Raw genomic sequence first — 16,810 nt, forward strand, 5'->3', positions numbered from 1 at the left:
TATCAACACGCGACCCTAGCCCGTGCTGATCCTGGCGGGTACACCCGCCCGCCGGATCACATCCGCGATGTGGCTGGTCAACCCAACATCGCCGCGCAGAATCAAACCTGCTCCTGGATCCAAGCTAGAAACTGTGGAGCGGAGCTGCTCTAGGCCGACAGTGACATCAAAGGGGATCCAGTGTTCGGCATCCCCTGGGACCAGCACGGCACTCGTGCTCTGTGTAGCGCCTCTGTGCAGCTGGACGATCCAAGCGGAGCGGCCATCGTGAACCCATTCGAAACGGACCGGCCCCAAATACGCAGCGGCTCTCCGATAGAGCGCTTCAACATCGGCGGCAACGGTCGCAGGTAGACGTTCTGGGCCAGCCTCCCCTTTCATGAACGCCTCGCCTTCTCCGGAAGCACCTTCAACCACGAGCTCATCATCTGCTGTGACGATCGCCGCGCCGGAACAAAAGGCGGGCACAGCAGCTTGACAAAGAACGGACGCGATCGCCGTTCCGGCCGGGTCTTCATTCTGAAGGATTCTGAATGGATCTGCCCAGCCCTTCCTGGTCGTGAACTTTCCTGGAATTTGCTCTGTTGGACTAGTTCTCAGCCAGACCTCGTCGGACCCAGTTGGCTGACCAAATACGAACGGAGCGACCCGACGGTTCACCACCGTTGTGCGAGGGACGGGCAAGCCAACACTATGTGCAACGAGGAGACCATAGACCTTGTCTCCGATCATGCGGCTAAACCGATTGGGCCAACTGAGCTTGGGTTTCAAGTCTATAATGTCCGAATCTACGTACTCCCAGCCCAACGTATGCGAATTGCGCCAACCTCGCGGTTTTGGATGGATGCTGAATTCGAGACGACTCGTCCGGGGCACATTCAAATCTGGTGCGAAACCATATACGGTTCCGAGGATCGAGAGCCCCCAATGCCTAGGGAGCGACGCCACGCCTGGCTTTTCAACACCGCGCGGTGTGTCATCCGGAGCAAACTCGACAACGTCGTCCATGATGACACCGGAAACACCACCATCGTGAATATCGACCGTCTCATTCGCAATAACATACAGCCCTTCGGAGCCGAGACGCTCCGCAGCAGCAACTGCCTCTTCAAGTGATTTGATTCCATAAATGAACTCTCGACTCTGCGGACTCTCTGGAGTGTAACTCCGTAGGTTGATCGAGCTTTCGGCGCTCCGTTCGAGAAGGGTACCCAGGGCGTGGCGCAAGCTTTGAAACCGGTAATTGGGTGGCAGCCCAAGAACGCGCGAGAACTCCTGTCGAAGAAGGGCCCGCCGCGGCGAGAAGCTCACGAATTGCGCAACATTGATCAACTCGGCAAGCCGATCAAGAGAAGCGTCTTTGCGAACAAGCTCCTGTTGCTTTGCGCTGGCCGGACTCAACTTCTGTTGAAACTCCGCCGTGAGTTGGTCAGCCACCGATCGTAGATTTGGAATGGGTATCTGCGCCTGCGCGACTTGCCCTGCTGCATCACTCAAGAGTTCAATAGCTTGAGCTACACTAATTGACGAGCCATCGATGGTCTCTATCGGAAGACCCTTCCTGATGGCCCGCGAAAGTTCGGCGGCGCAGCCGGCGCTAAAATTCCAACCCGGCAGCAGCACGACTCTACCAGCAAAGCGCTCTATCACTCGATCCCATAGAGTGAGATAGTCTACCTGCGACCATTCAGCGATATTTAGGCTGGCCGGCTCTAGAACGGGTTCTCGAAGCCGCAAGCGCAGCCGCGTCGCGGCGGCTTGGAGATCCTTGTTGTTCGGTTCAATGACATGCTCGCGAAGGGCCTTAGCGTATTCAGAGCGGTCAGCGAGCGATTTCCCCACTTCACTATACCACCTGACGAAACGAGGCCCCGTCGTAATCGGCCCACTCAAATAGACGATTGAGGTCCCGGCAAATGCACACTCCCAAGCTTGCATGAGTAGCCGATGTTCCCGGCTTTCTAACGTACTGTCGTGAGCCATATCAGTGATCATGCTTCAGCTTTTTGAGCGTTATCCAACTCGGCAGTTATCTGATCGACGACGTCAGACCTTAATCCGGGCGCGAACGCCTTCACTCCCGATCTGGTATCAGTGACGCCGTCACGCGCCTGAATTGATTTCGCCGCAACCCTCATCGCCTTGCACGTCGCGGTATCCTTCAGCTCGGCTTCCGTTTCCAAGGCAAGCCCGATCAGACATAGGAACTCCTCGACCGGAGCGTCACGATCTAAGGGATCCTTCAGCTTGTTTGAGTACATGCTCAAACTGGTTGTTCGCGCACGCTCGGCCAGAATGCTTTGAAGTGTTTCCACACTCGGTCGGTCGGACTTGAGCGCGTCGGCCACAGCTCCCTCAATGTCTTTGAACCCGAGAAACAGCGAGGCCGCAGTCAAACCGGTCCAATCGGTTATGCGAGCAGGATCGAGATCACCTTGAGCTTTGAAGTCTCGAAGAAATCTGGTCAGCAATCGTTTTCGAGCGACACCATCTGGAGGAAGCACCAAATATCGTTTGTCGATGCGGCCGGTCCGCTTAATAGCTGGATCGATGCGGTTCTCGTAGTTCGTTGCGATCACAAAGAGCAACCGCTTTTCTCTGCGCAAGTCGTTTAGTTTTGTCAGCATCCCCGGCGTCATAAACTGAAAGGGGCTATCCTGCTTCGTATAGCGATCGCTGTCGCGATCGAGCAAGAAGTTGTCGATCTCATCGAACAATACCACGCAATTGGACTGAGAAATCAGGACTTCAAAAATGGCCTTTGCACGAGCTTCCAATTGCGCGCCACCACCGGCCAGAAAGTCACTCACGGTGATCGTAATCATCCGATATCCGAGCGCGTCGGCAATATTCTCTGCGACCGTTGTCTTGCCGGTCCCGGGCGGTCCATACAGCAGCATGGAATAGTTGCTTCGAGTGTTCGCCAACCAACCCGATATGAAATCATCTGCAATTTGCCGATAAATTTCATAGCCGGACCCAAGGTGAGTTACTGGTTCAAACTCCTTCTGAATGTGCAGCCATTCCGGCTTGTTGCCCTTGTCTACCTTCGTGGGCCGCATACTGAATCGGGACAGAATCAGGGTGGTCCGAGCTACGTGAGCTTGGAGTAGCCGATGATAAGCGAGTAAAAACTCTAGGACCTGGCTGGTTTCCCACACGTGGATTGAGCCCGTCTCGTTGATGTGCTCTGAGTGCCATCCCACCAAATCGTCACCGTTCGTCGTGCGAAAACGGATGGTGCGGGCTCGAAGCCATTGCCAATATCGGCGAAACAAACCGAGACTTGCCGAGCCAAACGTATCATGCAGTTGAGCCCCGTCGTAAATCTCACATGAACGCAGGAGGGAATTAGCGACCTCTACGCTAACCGGAAATAGCGCAAAACCCTTGCTAGTCGCCATGAAGGGCTTGTTCGGACGCCAGAACGCACTTTCCTGTTGTGCTTTGGCCAGAACATCCACCACGCGACGAAACAGTGTCTGATCGACGGCGTCACGTTGCGCCAGCAATAGTCCTTCGAGGCAGAATGTGAGTTCGGCGGGGTCGAACCGGCTATCTGGAATTGAGCTGAATGAAAGCTGGTCGTGCAGCGTCGTCTCGAAATATTCCCGATAGGAAGGAACGTCCTGCTCTTTACCATCGTGGACGGCTCGAACGGCCTGAACGATCCTCAGTGGAATGATCGCGTTTGCGATAACGTCGTATTCAGGTCGTTTTCCTTGCTCGGCGATCGGAAGGTCCGAAAAGAATTTCGTGTGATCTCGAAACCATTGGGATTGGACGAACAGGCCCGATCGGAATTCCGAGGTCCGACTCAATACGTACTCTCGAACCCGAGCCCAAACCGCCTCATCTCCAGGGAGGCCGCGCACCAAGTTCAGGTCCGCCAAGAACGAAAGCGTAACCGGATCGTTACGTCCGTATGTGGTCGACCAAGTGCTAACGCTCCCATCTTCCTTCCTGATCTTGTCGGTCAGGAGAGATGTTGCTCGTTCCGCAATACCCTGCACGTTTTCCCTGTCCGACAGAGGGACGGCTGGGAACTCAGGAGCTACTACAAGAGCGTTCGGCCGTTGCCAGTTATTTAGCAGCTTCCACAACGCCAGCGAAACCATCGCAGTAGTGCTCTGCGACAGATTTTTGGGCGGAGGTTCCACCTGGCCCCGCGAAATTCGGTATGGCCAGCCCTCGTTTTCGACAAATGCGCAGAGAAGCGTAGCCGCAGCCTCCTGGATCACTCGCTGAACTGAGGCAAGCTCTTGCTTGTCACTCAAGTAGGCACCCGTAAGGTATTGGTCCAAATGATCCACTATTCACCCCAAAATCGTTCTGAGCACGCTCCAGACAGGTCCTGCACCATAGTGCCCGAGGTAGATTCGGACACCCTCGGACCAAAATATAGTTGATCATTGGATCGAGAGGCGAACCGACCCGGTTGGCACCATGACGTGCAAGCTCGGCAACATGGGCAGCCAAACAAGCGGGCCAAACGGCCCGGAGGACAGGCTCGCATCAGCTGGAAATTCGCTCCCAGTTTCGTGACACTTGTCGTGGAGTTTCGCCCCACTTTCGTGTCACAAAGTGTCTCTTGCATTTGAATCTCCAGCTGATTTCTCGGCCTGTCACGCCGGAGGTCGCGGGTTCGAGCCCCGTCTCTCGCGCCATTTTGGCAATCCCTTCATAGTCTTAGCCTGAATTTCTCCACGCCTGTCGCATCTGCGCCAGCGATTGCCGGTGTCCGGCGGGAACTCTCGGCATAGTCAGCCCACGCCCGAATCGTCTACGCCCTCCGAGACTTAGAGGGATCCCCGCGCGTTTCCGGCTTTTCCGGGGCTTCGTGTCAGTGGAATCGAGGAGGCCAGTCATGGCTAAGAAGGATTCGGGGAAGAAGGCAGCCGCTCCCGCGACCATCACGCTCAAGCACCTCGCCGCCGACATCGCGGAGCGCCAGGACCTCTCGAAAAAGCGCGCCGAAGCCGTCCTGACCGACATGGTCGACCTGATCACCAAGCACCTCAAGAAGGGCGACCGTGTCCGTATCGTGGGCCTTGGCATCCTCCAGGTCCGCAGGCGCGCCGCCCGCACCGGCCGCAATCCCGCCACCGGCGAAGCGATCCACATCAAGGCCAGCAGGAAGGTCGCGTTCCGCCCGGTGAAGGAACTGAAAGAGGCGATCTAGCGCTTACGATTCATTAGGCCTGATCGGGGTTCGTTCGGCCGCATCGCGGCCGGCTTTTCTGATATACCGCCTGCCTTCCCTCAAGTTCGGCGGTTCGACCAGAAATGTCCTCCCTCACCTTTTCGCACACCGTGACCGAGCGCTTCCTGCGCTATGTCACCATCGACACTCAGTCCGATCCGGAATCCCCCAGCTCCCCCTCGACCGAGAAACAGAAGGATCTCGGCCGCGTGCTCGCCGCCGAGCTGAAAGCCATGGGCGTCGAGGACGCTCATCTCGACGATTACGGCTATGTCTACGGCACCATTCCGGCCAACACGGACAAGAAGGTGCCGGTGATTTGCTTCTGCTCGCACATGGACACATCGCCCGACGTCACCGGCAAGGACGTCAAACCGCAAACGGTGAAGAACTATCGTGGCGGCGACATCGTGCTGCCCGGCGACACCAGCCAGGTAATCCGCTTTGCCGAGCACCCGGCGCTGAAGAACCAGATCGGCAACGACATCATCACCACGGACGGCACCACGCTGCTGGGGGCCGACAACAAGGCCGGTGTCGCCGAGATCATGGATGCCGCGCATTTCTTCCTCAACAACCCCGATGTGAAGCACGGCACCATCAAGATCCTGTTCACGCCGGACGAGGAGATCGGCCGCGGCGTCGACAATGTCGACCTGAAGAAGCTGGGCGCCGATTTCGGCTACACCATGGATGGCGAGAGCGCCGGCTGCGTCGAGGACGAGACCTTCTCGGCCGACGGTGCCACCATCACCATCAACGGCGTCAGCGCCCATCCCGGCTACGCCAAGGGCAAGATGGAGCACGCGATCAAGATCGCCGCCGCCATCGTCGAGCGGCTGCCGAAGGAAGGCTGCTCACCGGAGACGACCTCGGGCAAGCAGGGCTTCCTGCATCCGATCGGCATCGAGGGCGCGTTGGAACAGGCGACGCTCTCCTTCATCGTCCGCGACTTCACCGAGGAAGGGCTGAAGGAGAAGGAGGTCCTGCTCGAGGGCATCGTCAAGGACGTGATGAAGGACTATCCGCGCTCGACCTACAAATTCGAGGTCAAGGAGCAATACCGCAACATGAAGCAGGTGATCGATCGTCACCCGCACGTCCTCGAATACGCCATCGAGGCGATCCGCCGCGCCGGCCTGCGCCCGATGCGCACCGCGATCCGCGGCGGCACCGACGGCTCCCGCTTGTCGTTCATGGGCCTGCCCTGCCCCAACATCTTCGCCGGCGAGCATGCGTTTCATTCGCGGCTCGAATGGGTCAGCCGGCAGGACATGGAAAAGGCGGTGCAGACCATCGTCCACCTCGCCATGATCTGGGAGGAACGGGCCTAGGGCCCTTCACCGTCGTAAGTATTGAAATGGCCGGGCTCACGCCCGGCCATTTGCATTGAGACTACGGCACCGGCATCGCGCGCGGATTGCGGTGGAAGCGATTTGAATTCGCCATCCAGTTCGGCAACGGTGCGCCGTCACGATGCCGCCCACCGGCGGCGGCCGCCGCCCATGCCACCACCGCGCCGATCAGGGTCGCGGCTGCGACCGAGAACGCGACGATGATCGAGTTGCGCCGCGCGCGGTTGATAGCCGTCTTGGACTCCGCGATCAGCACATCGACCCGTTTTTCGGAATCGGGCGCCGCCAGACCCGTGAGCGCGGCCACCTGCTGCACGAGATGGGCCCTGTCGTCGGTGGTGACGCCGCTGTGGCTCGAGGACGTCATCAAGATGCGTCCCGCTTCAGCGCGCGGTTCGCGAAGGTCCGTGTTAGGCGGACGCCGCGGCGCGCGGAACAGCTTGTCGAGCTCATAGCTCAGCAGGGGCTCGGCCGCGGACGTGTTGCCGGCCGAACTGCGCAATGGCGAACGATCAACCGCAGATGCCCCGAGCAGCGCGAGCAGAGCGGCTCCGAGCAGCACGGCGAGCGCCCAGGACATCAGCCCATGCAGCCCGTCCCGTCGCTCGCCGTCGTCCTCGATCGTCGCCAGCGCGGGTGCCGGCCGCGTCGTCCGTCCGGCGATGTAGCCGCCGAAGCCAAAGCTGATGACCGCCTGGATGATCAGATACAGCCCGGAGAGCAGCGCCAGCGCAGCCGAGGCATCGCGCCAGGTCGGCGAGGCCGAACTGACACCAAGGCCGATCGCAACACCAAAGCCCAGCAGGATGAACGACATTGCGCCCGCCGCAAGCGCGCCTGCGAACACCGAGCTCCACTGGATGGTTCGAGGAGCTTCGCCCTCCAGGCCGCCTTCCATGATCTCTTCGCGCACGAGAGTTTCGATCGTCATCGCACCGCTCTCAGCGCAGGCCGAAGAACGACAGGATCGCCATGATGACCACGATCAAGCCGATCAAGTAAATCAGTCCGTCCATTGTTGGTCCTCCTCGGTTTCTTCCGATCGCTAAATCGCTGGGTATGAGGAACGTTCCTATTTGGACAGAGCCGCGGGAACGAACTGCGCAATTGAGGGTTATCCGCTCAAGTCCCAAGGATAGAGATTGTGAGCACACAAGGCCTCAGCCCGTTCGTTCGGGCTGGGGCCTTTTTGCGTTGCGCTCGGCGTTGCCTGCGTCCCGCACGGCTGCCATCAAAGCCATGACCTCAGAGCGACGCGCCATGACCCGCCAGTGAGAGGCTGGCAACGCCACTGCGGCAATTGTTCCAGTGACGTAACAATGTTGCGGGTCGACACTGTTCCCGCGCCCATGCTAGGCCGGGCACAGACCGCAACCAGAGAGACGTCGTGCTCGCAAACCGCCAGCCCTCAGGATCTTGCCGCCCGCGCAACTGGCGCGGGCTGCTGTCCGTGCTGATCGCGGCCGTCTATCTGCTCGCGAGCGCGCTGCACGGTTCGCATGACATCGACGTCACCACGCCCGGCGGCGGCTCGGAGATCGTGGCGGCCCTTGACGGCCCCGCGGGCCACAGCGACCACAAGGTCATCGGCAGCCATCACTGTCATGGCTGCTTTTCGCTGACGGTGACACAGCCGGCACCGTCGACCGCATCGGTCGCGCTTGTTTCCGCACCGAGCCCGCAACATGCATCCCGGCTCGCCGGAATTGTCCTGGATACCGACTCGCCGCCTCCCAAACATATAGCCTGAACGGATTGGTCGGGCGTCCCGCGCCCAATAGGTTCATCCTTCACAGGTCGGCTTGATGTTTTTCAGAGGAATGGCCGCGCGCCTGGCGTGCGCGGCGGCGTGTCTGATTGCCGGACTCGCGATTGCGCCGTCTCACGCCCAGACGTTGACCATGCGGAGCGCGTTGTCGCGCGCGCTGGCCGCAAGCCCGCGGCTGACGGCGGCGGAGCGCGACGTCGGCATCGCCACGGGCCAGCGCATCCAGGCGGGCGCCCTCTTCAACCCGGAGCTGTCCTACGAACAGGACGATTCCTTCGGCTCGGGCAAATATCGCGGGACGCGATCGGCCGAGACCACGCTGCAGATCAGCCAGGCCTTCGAGCTGTTCGGCAAGCGCGATGCGCGGATTGCCGCAGGCGTCGCCGGCGTCGAAGTGGCCGCGATCCAGCGCAAGGCCGTCAGGCTGGAGGTGCTGTCGGAGACCGCGATCGCCTTCCTCAGCGTGCTCGGCGCACAGCGGCGCATTCAGATCCTCGACGAGCAGATTGCCGCCATCGACCGCCTGACGCCGCTGCTGCGCCGCCGCGTCGAGGCCGGCGCCTCCTCGCCCGCCGAGACCGGCCGTGCCGAGGTCGCCTCCGCCCTGGTGAAAGCCGACCGCGAGCGCTTCAAGGCGACGCTGGCCAGCGCCCGGCGCGAGCTTGCGGTGCTGATGGGCGATCCAGCCGCAAAATACGGCGAGGTCTCCGGCCGGCTCGACACCACGGGACGCCCGCCCACCTTCCAGGCGGTGGTTGCCGCCATCGATGCCAATCCGCAACTGGTGCGCTGGACCGCCGTTTACGCGCAGCGCAATGCCGAGCTGCTGCTGGCGCGGCTCAAACCCTATCCCGACGTGCGGATCGCCGCCGGCTGGCGCCACTTCAACGAAACGGGCGACGATGCGGCGCGCCTGACCGTCTCCGTGCCGATCCCCGTGTTCGACCAGAACCAGGGCAACATCCTCTCGGCGCAGGAAAGCCTCGCCAAGACCAGGGCCGAGCGCGAGGCCAACCGCAACACGCTGATCGTGATTGCCGGCCGCGCCTATGACTCGGTCCAGGGCTCGCTGCGCGAGCTCGCCGTGCTGCGTGAGACCGCGATCCCCAAGGCCGTCGAGGCGTCCGAGGCGATCTCGCAGGGCTACGGCCAGGGCCGCTTCACCCTGCTCGAGGTGCTCGACGCCCAGGCCAGCGTCACCCAGGCGCGGCTGCGCGAGCAGGAGGCGCTGCAGAATTTCCATGCCGGCGTTGCGATCATCGAGGGCCTCGTCGGCAATCCCTTCACGCTGGCGCGGGAGAACGCACGATGAGGACCTTCTCCACCCTTCTCGTCGCCATCGTTGCCGCCGCGCTCGGTGCTTACGGCTATTCCTTGCTCGCCCCGGCCAAGCTCGCACACTCCGAGCATGCAGAGCATTCCGAAAAGAAGCCGAACGACCATGTCGAGCAGGACGAGCACGGCGCCGACCGCGTCCGGATCTCCGACGTCAAGCTCGCGGCCGCGGGCGTCACGCTGGCCGAAGCCGCGGGCGCCACGCTGACCGACACCCTCGCCTTCAACGGCATCCTGCGCGCCAACCAGGAAGCCGTGGTGCAGGTGACGCCGCGCTTTCCGGGCGTCGTCAAGTCCATCCTGAAGCGCATCGGCGACAAGGTCGCCAAGGACGATCTGCTCGCCACGATCGAGAGCAACCAGAGTCTCACCGTCTATGAGCTGAAGGCGCCGTTCGCCGGCACCATCATCGAGCGGCAGATCTCGCTCGGCGAATACGCCTCCGAGCAGAAGCCTGCCTTCGTCGTCGCCGACCTCTCCACCATCTGGGTCGATCTGTCGATCTACCGGCAGGACTTGAGGCGCGTCCGCATCAACGACGAGGTGCTGATCGATCCCGACGACGGACGCGGCGAGATCAAGGGCACGATCTCCTACATGGCGCCGATCGGCAGCAGCGAGACCCAGACCGCGCTGGCGCGCGTGGTGCTGGCAAATCCGGACGGACGCCTGCGTCCCGGTCTCTTCGTCACGGCGCGGCTGATCCTCGCCACCCGCAATGTTGCGGTCGCCGTGCGCCGAAGCGCGATCCAGACGCTGGAAAACAGGACCATCGTGTTCGTGCGCGAGGACGGCGACAAGATCGAGGCGCGCCCGGTCGAGCTCGGGGATTCCGATCCGAGGTTCGTCGAGATCAAGGCAGGGCTCGCGGCCGGCGAGCACTACGTCGCGGAGAACAGCTTCGTCGTGAAGGCGGAGATGGGCAAGGGCGAGGCCGAGCATGATTGAGCGTCTCATCGCCGCCTCGCTGCATCAGCGCTGGCTGGTCCTGCTGCTCGCGCTCGGCGCCGTCGCTTTCGGCGCCTGGAATTTCCAGCGCCTGCCGATCGACGCCGTGCCCGACATCACCAACGTCCAGGTCCAGATCAACACCCGCGCGCCCGGCTATTCGCCGCTCGAGACAGAGCAACGCATCACCTTCCCGGTCGAGACCGCTATGAGCGGGCTGCCGAAGCTCGACTACACCCGCTCGCTGTCGCGCTACGGCCTCAGCCAGGTGACGATCGTCTTCAAGGACGGCACCGACATCTATTTCGCCCGCCAGCTCGTGGGCGAACGCATCCAGCAGGTGAAGGACCAACTCCCGGCGGGCGTCGAGGTCGCGATGGGGCCGGTCTCGACCGGGCTCGGCGAAATCTTCATGTACACCGTCGAGGCCAAGGCGGGCGCCAAGACGCAAGGCGGCCACGACTATTCGCTGACCGATTTGCGTACCGTGCAGGACTGGATCATCCGGCCGCAGCTCCGCAACGTGCCGGGCGTGGTCGAGGTCAACACCATCGGAGGCTTCGAGCGCCAATTCCACGTGCTGCCGGACCCCGGCAAGCTGATGGCCTACCGGCTCGGCTTTCGCGACGTCATGACGGCGCTGGCCGCCAACAATGCCAATGTCGGAGCCGGCTATATCGAGCGAAATGGCGAGCAATATCTGGTGCGCTCGCCGGGACAGGTCGGCAACATCGCCGAAATCCAGGACATCGTGATCGGCTCGCGCGGCGGCAATCCCGTCAGGATCAGGGATGTCGCGACCGTCATCGAAGGCCGCGATCTGCGCACGGGCGCGGCGACGCGAGACGGCGAGGAAACCGTGCTCGGCACTGCGATGCTGCTGATCGGCGAGAACAGTCGCAGCGTCGCCCGCCGGGTCGCAGCCCGCATCGAGGACATCGCCAAATCGCTGCCCGAAGGCGTCGTGACGCGGACTATCTACGATCGCACCGACCTCGTCGAGGCCACCATCCGAACGGTCAGGAACAATCTGCTGGAAGGCGCGGCGCTCGTGGTGGCCGTGCTGTTCCTGATCCTCGGAAACATCCGCGCCGCACTGGTCACCGCCTGTGTCATTCCGCTCTCGATGGCGATGACGATCACCGGCATGGTCGAGACCAAGGTCAGCGCGAACCTGATGAGCCTGGGTGCGATCGACTTCGGCATCATCGTCGACGGCGCCGTCATCATCGTCGAGAATTGCCTGCGCATGCTGGCCGAGGCCCAGCGCGAGAAGGGTCGCCTGCTCACGCTCCCGGAGCGGCTGCGGGCGATCCAGCGCGGGTCGAGCGAGGTCATCAAGCCGAGCCTGTTCGGAACACTAATCATCGCCGTGGTCTACCTGCCCGTGCTGACGCTGACCGGCGTCGAAGGCAAGATGTTCACGCCGATGGCACTGACCGTGCTGATGGCGCTCGGCGCCGCCGTGCTGTTCTCCATCACCTTCGTGCCGGCGGCCGTTGCCATCTTCGTCACCGGCAAGGTGTCCGAACACGAAAACCTGTTCATGCGGGTCGCCAAGCGCGCTTATCTCCCCCTGCTCCGCTTTGCCATCGACAACCGGGCCGCGGTCGCCGTCATGGCCGTGGTCATCGTGGTTGCGAGCGGCATCGCCGCCGCGCGGATGGGGGGCGAGTTCATTCCGAGCCTGGACGAAGGCGACGTCGCGCTGGCGTCGATCCGGATTCCCGGCACCAGCCTCACCCAGTCGCTGGACCTGCAGAAGGCCTTGGAAAAGCGCATCAAGCAGATCCCTGAAGTGAAGGAGTTCTTCACCCGCATCGGCACCGCGGAGATCGCAACCGACCCGATGTCGCCAGCGCAAACCGACGGCTACATCATGCTCAAACCGCGCGCCGAATGGCCCGACCCGGACAAGCCGAAAGCCGAGGTGATCGAGGCGATCGACCATGCTGCCGACGAGATTCCGGGTAGCGCCTATGAGATCTCCCAGCCGATCCAGTTCCGTGTCAACGAGCTGATTTCCGGCGTACGCAGCGATGTCGGCATCAAGGTCTTCGGCGATGACCTCGACATCCTGCAAGGCGCCGCAAGACAGGTGAAGGCCGCGATCCGGGGCATCCGCGGCGCCAGCGACGTCAAGATCGAGCAGGTCGCGGGCCTGCCGATCCTCACCGTGCGGCTCGACCGCCAGGCGCTCGCCCGCTACGGCCTCAGCGTTGCCGAGGTGCAGGGCATCGTCGAGATCGCCGTTGGCGGCAAGTCCGCCGGGAAGCTGTTCGAGGGCGACCGCCGCTTCGATATCGTCGTGCGCCTGCCTGAGCATCTGCGCGGCAATCTCGAGGCGATCCGGGCGATCCCGATCCCACTGCCGCCCGGTGAGGAGGCCACGGCCAACACGCCGGTCCGAACAGCATTGTCCGCCTCTTCCCTCACCCAGATGCGCTATGTGCCGCTCTCGTCGGTCGCAACCGTCGATGCGACGCCCGGACCCAACCAGATCAGCCGCGAGAACGGCAAGCGGCGGATCGTCGTCACCGCCAATGTCCGCGCGCGCGACCTCGGCTCCTTCGTGGCCGAGGCCGAGGCGGCCGTGGCCGAGAAGGTCAAGCTGCCGCCGGGCTACTTCATCGGCTGGGGCGGACAGTTTCGAGCAGCTGGTCTCCGCGACCAAGCGGCTCACCATCGTCGTGCCGGTTGCGTTGCTGCTGGTGTTTCTGCTGCTATTCATGGGCATGGGATCGGCGGCGGATGCGGCGCTGGTGTTCTCCGGCGTGCCGCTGGCGCTGACCGGCGGGGTCGCGGCACTGCTGCTGCGCGACATTCCCTTGTCCATCAGCGCCGGCGTCGGCTTCATCGCGCTGTCGGGCGTCGCCGTGCTCAACGGGCTCGTGATCATCGCCTTCATCGAGCGTCTGCGCAGCGAGGGACGATCCGTTGTGGAGGCCGTTCGCGAAGGCGCACTGACGCGGCTACGGCCGGTGCTGATGACGGCCCTCGTCGCCTCCCTCGGCTTCGTGCCGATGGCGCTCGCCACCGGAGCCGGCGCCGAGGTGCAGCGGCCGCTCGCGACCGTGGTGATCGGCGGCATCATCTCCTCCACCATGCTGACGCTCCTGGTGCTGCCGGCGCTTTATGTCCTGTTCCGTCGTGACGTAGCGCGGGAAGCGCCTACAATGGCGCCCGACTTGGCAGCTTCCGGGGAGCGCTAGAGGTGGGAAGCCACGACCATCACGGTCATCACCACCATGACCATGCCGGCCATGATCATGGCCATGGCCACGCCCATGCGCCCGCCAGTTTCGGCAAGGCGTTCGCGATCGGCATTTCGCTCAACATCGCGCTGGTGGTGGCCGAGGCGGTCTACGGCTATCTCGGCAATTCCACCGCCCTGCTCGCTGACGCCGGTCACAATCTTTCCGACGTGCTCGGCCTGGTGGTGGCCTGGGGCGCCTCCATCGCAGCGCGCCGTGCCCCGAGCGGCCGCTTCACCTACGGCCTGCGCGCCTCCACCATCCTCGCGGCACTTGCGAACGCGGTGTTCCTGCTGGTCGCAACCGGCGCGATCGGCTGGGAGGCAATCCTGCGCCTGCAGCAGCCGGAGCCGGTCGCAGGCGTTACGGTGATGGTGGTCGCCGGCATCGGCATCCTCATCAACGGGTTTACCGCCATGCTGTTCGCGAGCGGACGCAAGGACGACATCAACATCGAAGGCGCCTACCTGCACATGGCCGCCGACGCCGCGGTCTCACTCGGCGTCGTGGTCTCGGCGGCGCTGATCATCTGGACCGGCTGGCTCTGGCTCGATCCCGTCACCAGCCTCGTCATCTGCGCCACCATCCTCTGGAGCACGACCAGCCTGCTGCGCGGGTCCATCGACATGTCGATGGCAGCGGCGCCCAAGGGCACCGACCTCGCCGCGATCAGAGCTTTCCTTCTGGCCCGTCCCGGCGTCTCAGGGATCCACGATCTCCACGTCTGGCCGATCTCCACCACCGAGACGGCCCTGACTTGCCACCTCGTCATGCCCGCAGGCGGCGGCGACGCATTCCTGATGGAGACGGCGCAGCTGCTGAAGGCCTCTTTCCGCATCGGTCACACCACACTCCAGGTCGAGACGCATCCCGACAACGGCTGCGCACTGGCGCCGGATGACGTGGTGTGAGGGGATGCGTGGCCGCTCCAATCTCCGCTGTCGTCCCGGACAAGCGTAGCTCACAACAACGCGCAGCGTTGTCGTGTGCGCAGCGCCGATCCGGGATCCATAACCACAGGGAGCGGTTTGGCGAAGACTCGGAGTAACCAGCTGCGCGCCAAATTACTCCCTGTGGTTATGGATCCCCGCCTGCGCGGGGACGACGCCGAGTTTGCGACAACAGTGCACGCCACAACGTCACGGAGCAGCGAATTCGCTACCCCGCCTTCGCTGTCACGATCCAGATCGCGCCCTGCAATGCCACGCTCTGCCCCTTCAGGAACGGCGTCAGCATCTCGCGGATCGAAGCCTTTGCGGCCTCATAGGTCTCCGGCGGATGGCCCTGGAGCGCGCGGCTGGCCGGGCCGATCTGGAGCGAGCCGTCGACGGCGGCATCGAGGCCGCCGCCGATCGCGATGTCCATTGCGAGATTGTGCGGCTCCATCGCCACATCCACGAAGCCTGCGCCTTTCAGGATGCGCATCACGCGCTCCTCTGAGGCGAAGGCGAACGGGCCCGGCTCCTCCGGACCGACCGGCGGCATTTTCGGCACGTGCTTGTAGACCGCCATCAGCGGCGCCATCATCCACGGGTTCTCCTTCGGCTCGCGCCAGCAGGCGAAGGCGAGCCGCCCGGTCGGTTTCAGCGCGCGGTGCAGATTGGTGAAGGACGCAATGGGATCGGCGAAGAACATCACGCCGAAGCGCGAGGCGAGCAGATCGAAGCTCGCCGGCTCGAACGGATAGACGGTCGCATCCGCCAGCACGAAATCGAGCGGCAGGCCCTTCGGCGCAAACGCGCGCGCCTGCGCCAGCATCGGCTCGGAGACATCGAGGCCGAGCGCAAAGCCATCCGGCGCCACGGTCTTCGCGAACGCCACCGTCGTCGCACCGGAGCCGCAGCCGACGTCGAGAACGCGCTCGCCCGGCTTCGGCCTGGCGCGGTCGATCAGCACGTCGGCAATGGGGCCGAGCAGGCTCTCCTGCGCCGCATGGCGGTCGGCCCAGCGCTGCCCGCTCGGCCCGTTCCAATAGGCGATCTGGTCGGCGTTTTGCTCGTGTCCGCTAGGCTGTTCCATTGGGAGCCTCTTGATTGTCGCTCGTCTACGTCTCGATAACCCACTGCGCGCCGGAAGCAGAAATCTCAAGGAGAAGCGTGCGGGAAAACTCTCTCCATGGCGTGGCGCTGTCGTACTCGATTAGCTCATATCGGCGACCACAATTCTTCCAGCTGGTGCATGGTGCACGATTGGGCTCTTGGTCCCAGGGAATCGCAGCTAGCCGCTGCAACTCTGCGAGTGCTTGCTGGCGTGTCTGAAATTGGCCGTGCCACTCGGCGTGCGCTTCGTCCTCGATAACAAACATGGCCGGCTCGCCCCATGCCAGTAGCGTTAGCTCTGCCGTATCCAGTCCGGCGAGCAGATCGCGAAGCCCACATGTCTCTGGGAATGGTGGGCGGTCACGGATTCGAACCGCGGACCCTCTCGGTGTAAACGAGATGCTCTAACCAGCTGAGCTAACCGCCCTCGCCGCCTCTTTAGCCTCTCGCAGCCCGACCGGGCAAGTACCCCCGGTCCGACCTCAATCCCCCGGCCTTCCCGGCAGCAGCGCCACCGCGTCGATCCAGACTGCTGCGGACTGACACCAGATCTGCCGCACCGGTCGCAATTGGTCACGCTGGCGGATGCTACCCCAGCGGATGCCCCAATCGTCGGCCTGGTCGCCCTCGCCGCTCGTGAACAGCGGGGAACCGCAGTCGGCGCAGAAGTGCTGGAAGCGCATCCGGCCGTTGTCGCCGCGCTTGCCGTAAATCCTTGGCGTGCCGGCGGTCAGGCGGACATCGGCCGCGGAACAGATGACGGTCACCCGGAACGGCGAGCCGGTTAATGCCTGGCAATCGGTGCAATGGCACACCGAGACCTCCTCCGGATTGATCTCGGCCTCGAAGGTGATCTTTCCGCAATGGCATTGTCCGTCGATGTGCATTGCCTCCCCCCCTTCCCCTCA

12 protein-coding genes, 1 tRNA gene and 1 pseudogene are annotated in these 16,810 nt (G+C 62.9%); 7 read left to right on the plus strand and 7 right to left on the minus strand.

The genetic code is table 11. From position 1 onward, the window contains the following. Window positions 1-15: 15 nt before the first annotated feature. Complete coding sequence (locus ABIA42_RS16010) at window positions 16-1,995, minus strand: hypothetical protein (RefSeq protein WP_370123369.1); 1,980 nt, start codon at window positions 1,993-1,995, stop codon at window positions 16-18. Next, window positions 1,992-4,277, minus strand: a complete 2,286-nt coding sequence (locus tag ABIA42_RS16015) for an AAA family ATPase (protein WP_370123366.1) — start codon at window positions 4,275-4,277, stop codon at window positions 1,992-1,994. The genes ABIA42_RS16010 and ABIA42_RS16015 overlap by 4 nt, the downstream gene beginning before the upstream one ends. 590 nt (window positions 4,278-4,867) lie before the next feature. On the opposite strand from ABIA42_RS16015, the gene ABIA42_RS16020 reads away from it, so the two are divergent. Together ABIA42_RS16020 and pepT are read left to right on the plus strand one after the other, a co-directional pair. Beyond that, the gene (locus ABIA42_RS16020) at window positions 4,868-5,182 is read left to right on the plus strand and encodes an HU family DNA-binding protein (protein WP_370123364.1); all 315 of its coding nucleotides are present in this window, start codon (window positions 4,868-4,870) and stop codon (window positions 5,180-5,182) included. 104 nt (window positions 5,183-5,286) lie between these two features. Further along, window positions 5,287-6,537 (plus strand): peptidase T, encoded by a 1,251-nt coding sequence (pepT, locus tag ABIA42_RS16025; RefSeq protein ID WP_370123361.1) that lies wholly within the window; start codon window positions 5,287-5,289, stop codon window positions 6,535-6,537. A 61-nt stretch (window positions 6,538-6,598) separates the two neighbouring features. Here pepT and ABIA42_RS16030 read toward each other — a convergent pair whose 3' ends face one another. Continuing rightward, entirely contained in the window at window positions 6,599-7,489 is an 891-nt protein-coding gene (locus ABIA42_RS16030) for a hypothetical protein (protein ID WP_370123358.1), read from the minus strand. A 456-nt stretch (window positions 7,490-7,945) separates the two neighbouring features. Between ABIA42_RS16030 and ABIA42_RS16035 the strand changes: the two genes are divergently transcribed. From ABIA42_RS16035 to ABIA42_RS16055, 5 genes and pseudogenes are all read left to right on the plus strand, one after another. After that, entirely contained in the window at window positions 7,946-8,308 is a 363-nt protein-coding gene (locus tag ABIA42_RS16035; RefSeq protein ID WP_271529325.1) for a hypothetical protein, read from the plus strand. Between the two features lie 55 nt (window positions 8,309-8,363). Next, on the plus strand, window positions 8,364-9,638 hold the full coding sequence (gene ihpA, locus ABIA42_RS16040) for a divalent metal ion exporter subunit IhpA (RefSeq protein WP_370123356.1): 1,275 nt from the start codon (window positions 8,364-8,366) through the stop codon (window positions 9,636-9,638). Beyond that, window positions 9,635-10,609, plus strand: a complete 975-nt coding sequence (ihpB, locus tag ABIA42_RS16045) for a divalent metal ion exporter adaptor subunit IhpB (RefSeq protein ID WP_370123354.1) — start codon at window positions 9,635-9,637, stop codon at window positions 10,607-10,609. The genes ihpA and ihpB overlap by 4 nt, the downstream gene beginning before the upstream one ends. Then, window positions 10,602-13,821 (plus strand): annotated as a pseudogene (locus tag ABIA42_RS16050) (efflux RND transporter permease subunit). Before ihpB ends, ABIA42_RS16050 begins: the two are co-directional and overlap by 8 nt. Before the next feature lie 2 nt (window positions 13,822-13,823). After that, a complete protein-coding gene (locus tag ABIA42_RS16055) occupies window positions 13,824-14,774 on the plus strand; it encodes a cation diffusion facilitator family transporter (protein ID WP_271529329.1) in 951 nt (316 codons plus the stop codon). A 247-nt stretch (window positions 14,775-15,021) separates the two neighbouring features. Here the strand turns inward: ABIA42_RS16055 and ABIA42_RS16060 are convergent, their stop codons facing one another. The 4 genes from ABIA42_RS16060 to ABIA42_RS16075 all read right to left on the minus strand — a co-directional run bounded on the left by ABIA42_RS16060 (window position 15,022) and on the right by ABIA42_RS16075 (window position 16,789). Beyond that, window positions 15,022-15,882, minus strand: a complete 861-nt coding sequence (locus ABIA42_RS16060; protein WP_271529330.1) for a class I SAM-dependent methyltransferase — start codon at window positions 15,880-15,882, stop codon at window positions 15,022-15,024. Between the two features lie 25 nt (window positions 15,883-15,907). Continuing rightward, window positions 15,908-16,168, minus strand: a complete 261-nt coding sequence (locus tag ABIA42_RS16065; protein ID WP_370123350.1) for a hypothetical protein — start codon at window positions 16,166-16,168, stop codon at window positions 15,908-15,910. An 84-nt stretch (window positions 16,169-16,252) separates the two neighbouring features. Further along, window positions 16,253-16,329: transfer RNA gene (locus tag ABIA42_RS16070), tRNA-Val, on the minus strand. A gap of 55 nt (window positions 16,330-16,384) precedes the next feature. Further along, window positions 16,385-16,789, minus strand: coding sequence for a GFA family protein (locus tag ABIA42_RS16075; RefSeq protein ID WP_370123348.1), 405 nt, complete (start codon window positions 16,787-16,789; stop codon window positions 16,385-16,387). Window positions 16,790-16,810: the final 21 nt, after the last annotated feature.

Origin of the sequence: Bradyrhizobium sp. USDA 327 (genome assembly GCF_041262065.1) — a bacterium.
GTDB lineage: Bacteria > Pseudomonadota > Alphaproteobacteria > Rhizobiales > Xanthobacteraceae > Bradyrhizobium > Bradyrhizobium liaoningense.

Bases quoted from the DNA above. Each gene is read 5' to 3' on its own strand.
- ABIA42_RS16065 (WP_370123350.1), bottom strand. From the start codon at position 16,168: ATGTTTGTTATCGAGGACGAAGCGCACGCCGAGTGGCACGGCCAATTT.
- ABIA42_RS16030 (WP_370123358.1), bottom strand. From the start codon at position 7,489: ATGACGATCGAAACTCTCGTGCGCGAAGAGATCATGGAAGGCGGCCTG.
- pepT (WP_370123361.1), top strand. From the start codon at position 5,287: ATGTCCTCCCTCACCTTTTCGCACACCGTGACCGAGCGCTTCCTGCGC.
- ABIA42_RS16075 (WP_370123348.1), bottom strand. From the start codon at position 16,789: ATGCACATCGACGGACAATGCCATTGCGGAAAGATCACCTTCGAGGCC.
- ihpA (WP_370123356.1), top strand. From the start codon at position 8,364: ATGTTTTTCAGAGGAATGGCCGCGCGCCTGGCGTGCGCGGCGGCGTGT.
- ABIA42_RS16020 (WP_370123364.1), top strand. From the start codon at position 4,868: ATGGCTAAGAAGGATTCGGGGAAGAAGGCAGCCGCTCCCGCGACCATC.
- ABIA42_RS16060 (WP_271529330.1), bottom strand. From the start codon at position 15,882: ATGGAACAGCCTAGCGGACACGAGCAAAACGCCGACCAGATCGCCTAT.
- ihpB (WP_370123354.1), top strand. From the start codon at position 9,635: ATGAGGACCTTCTCCACCCTTCTCGTCGCCATCGTTGCCGCCGCGCTC.
- ABIA42_RS16010 (WP_370123369.1), bottom strand. From the start codon at position 1,995: ATGATCACTGATATGGCTCACGACAGTACGTTAGAAAGCCGGGAACAT.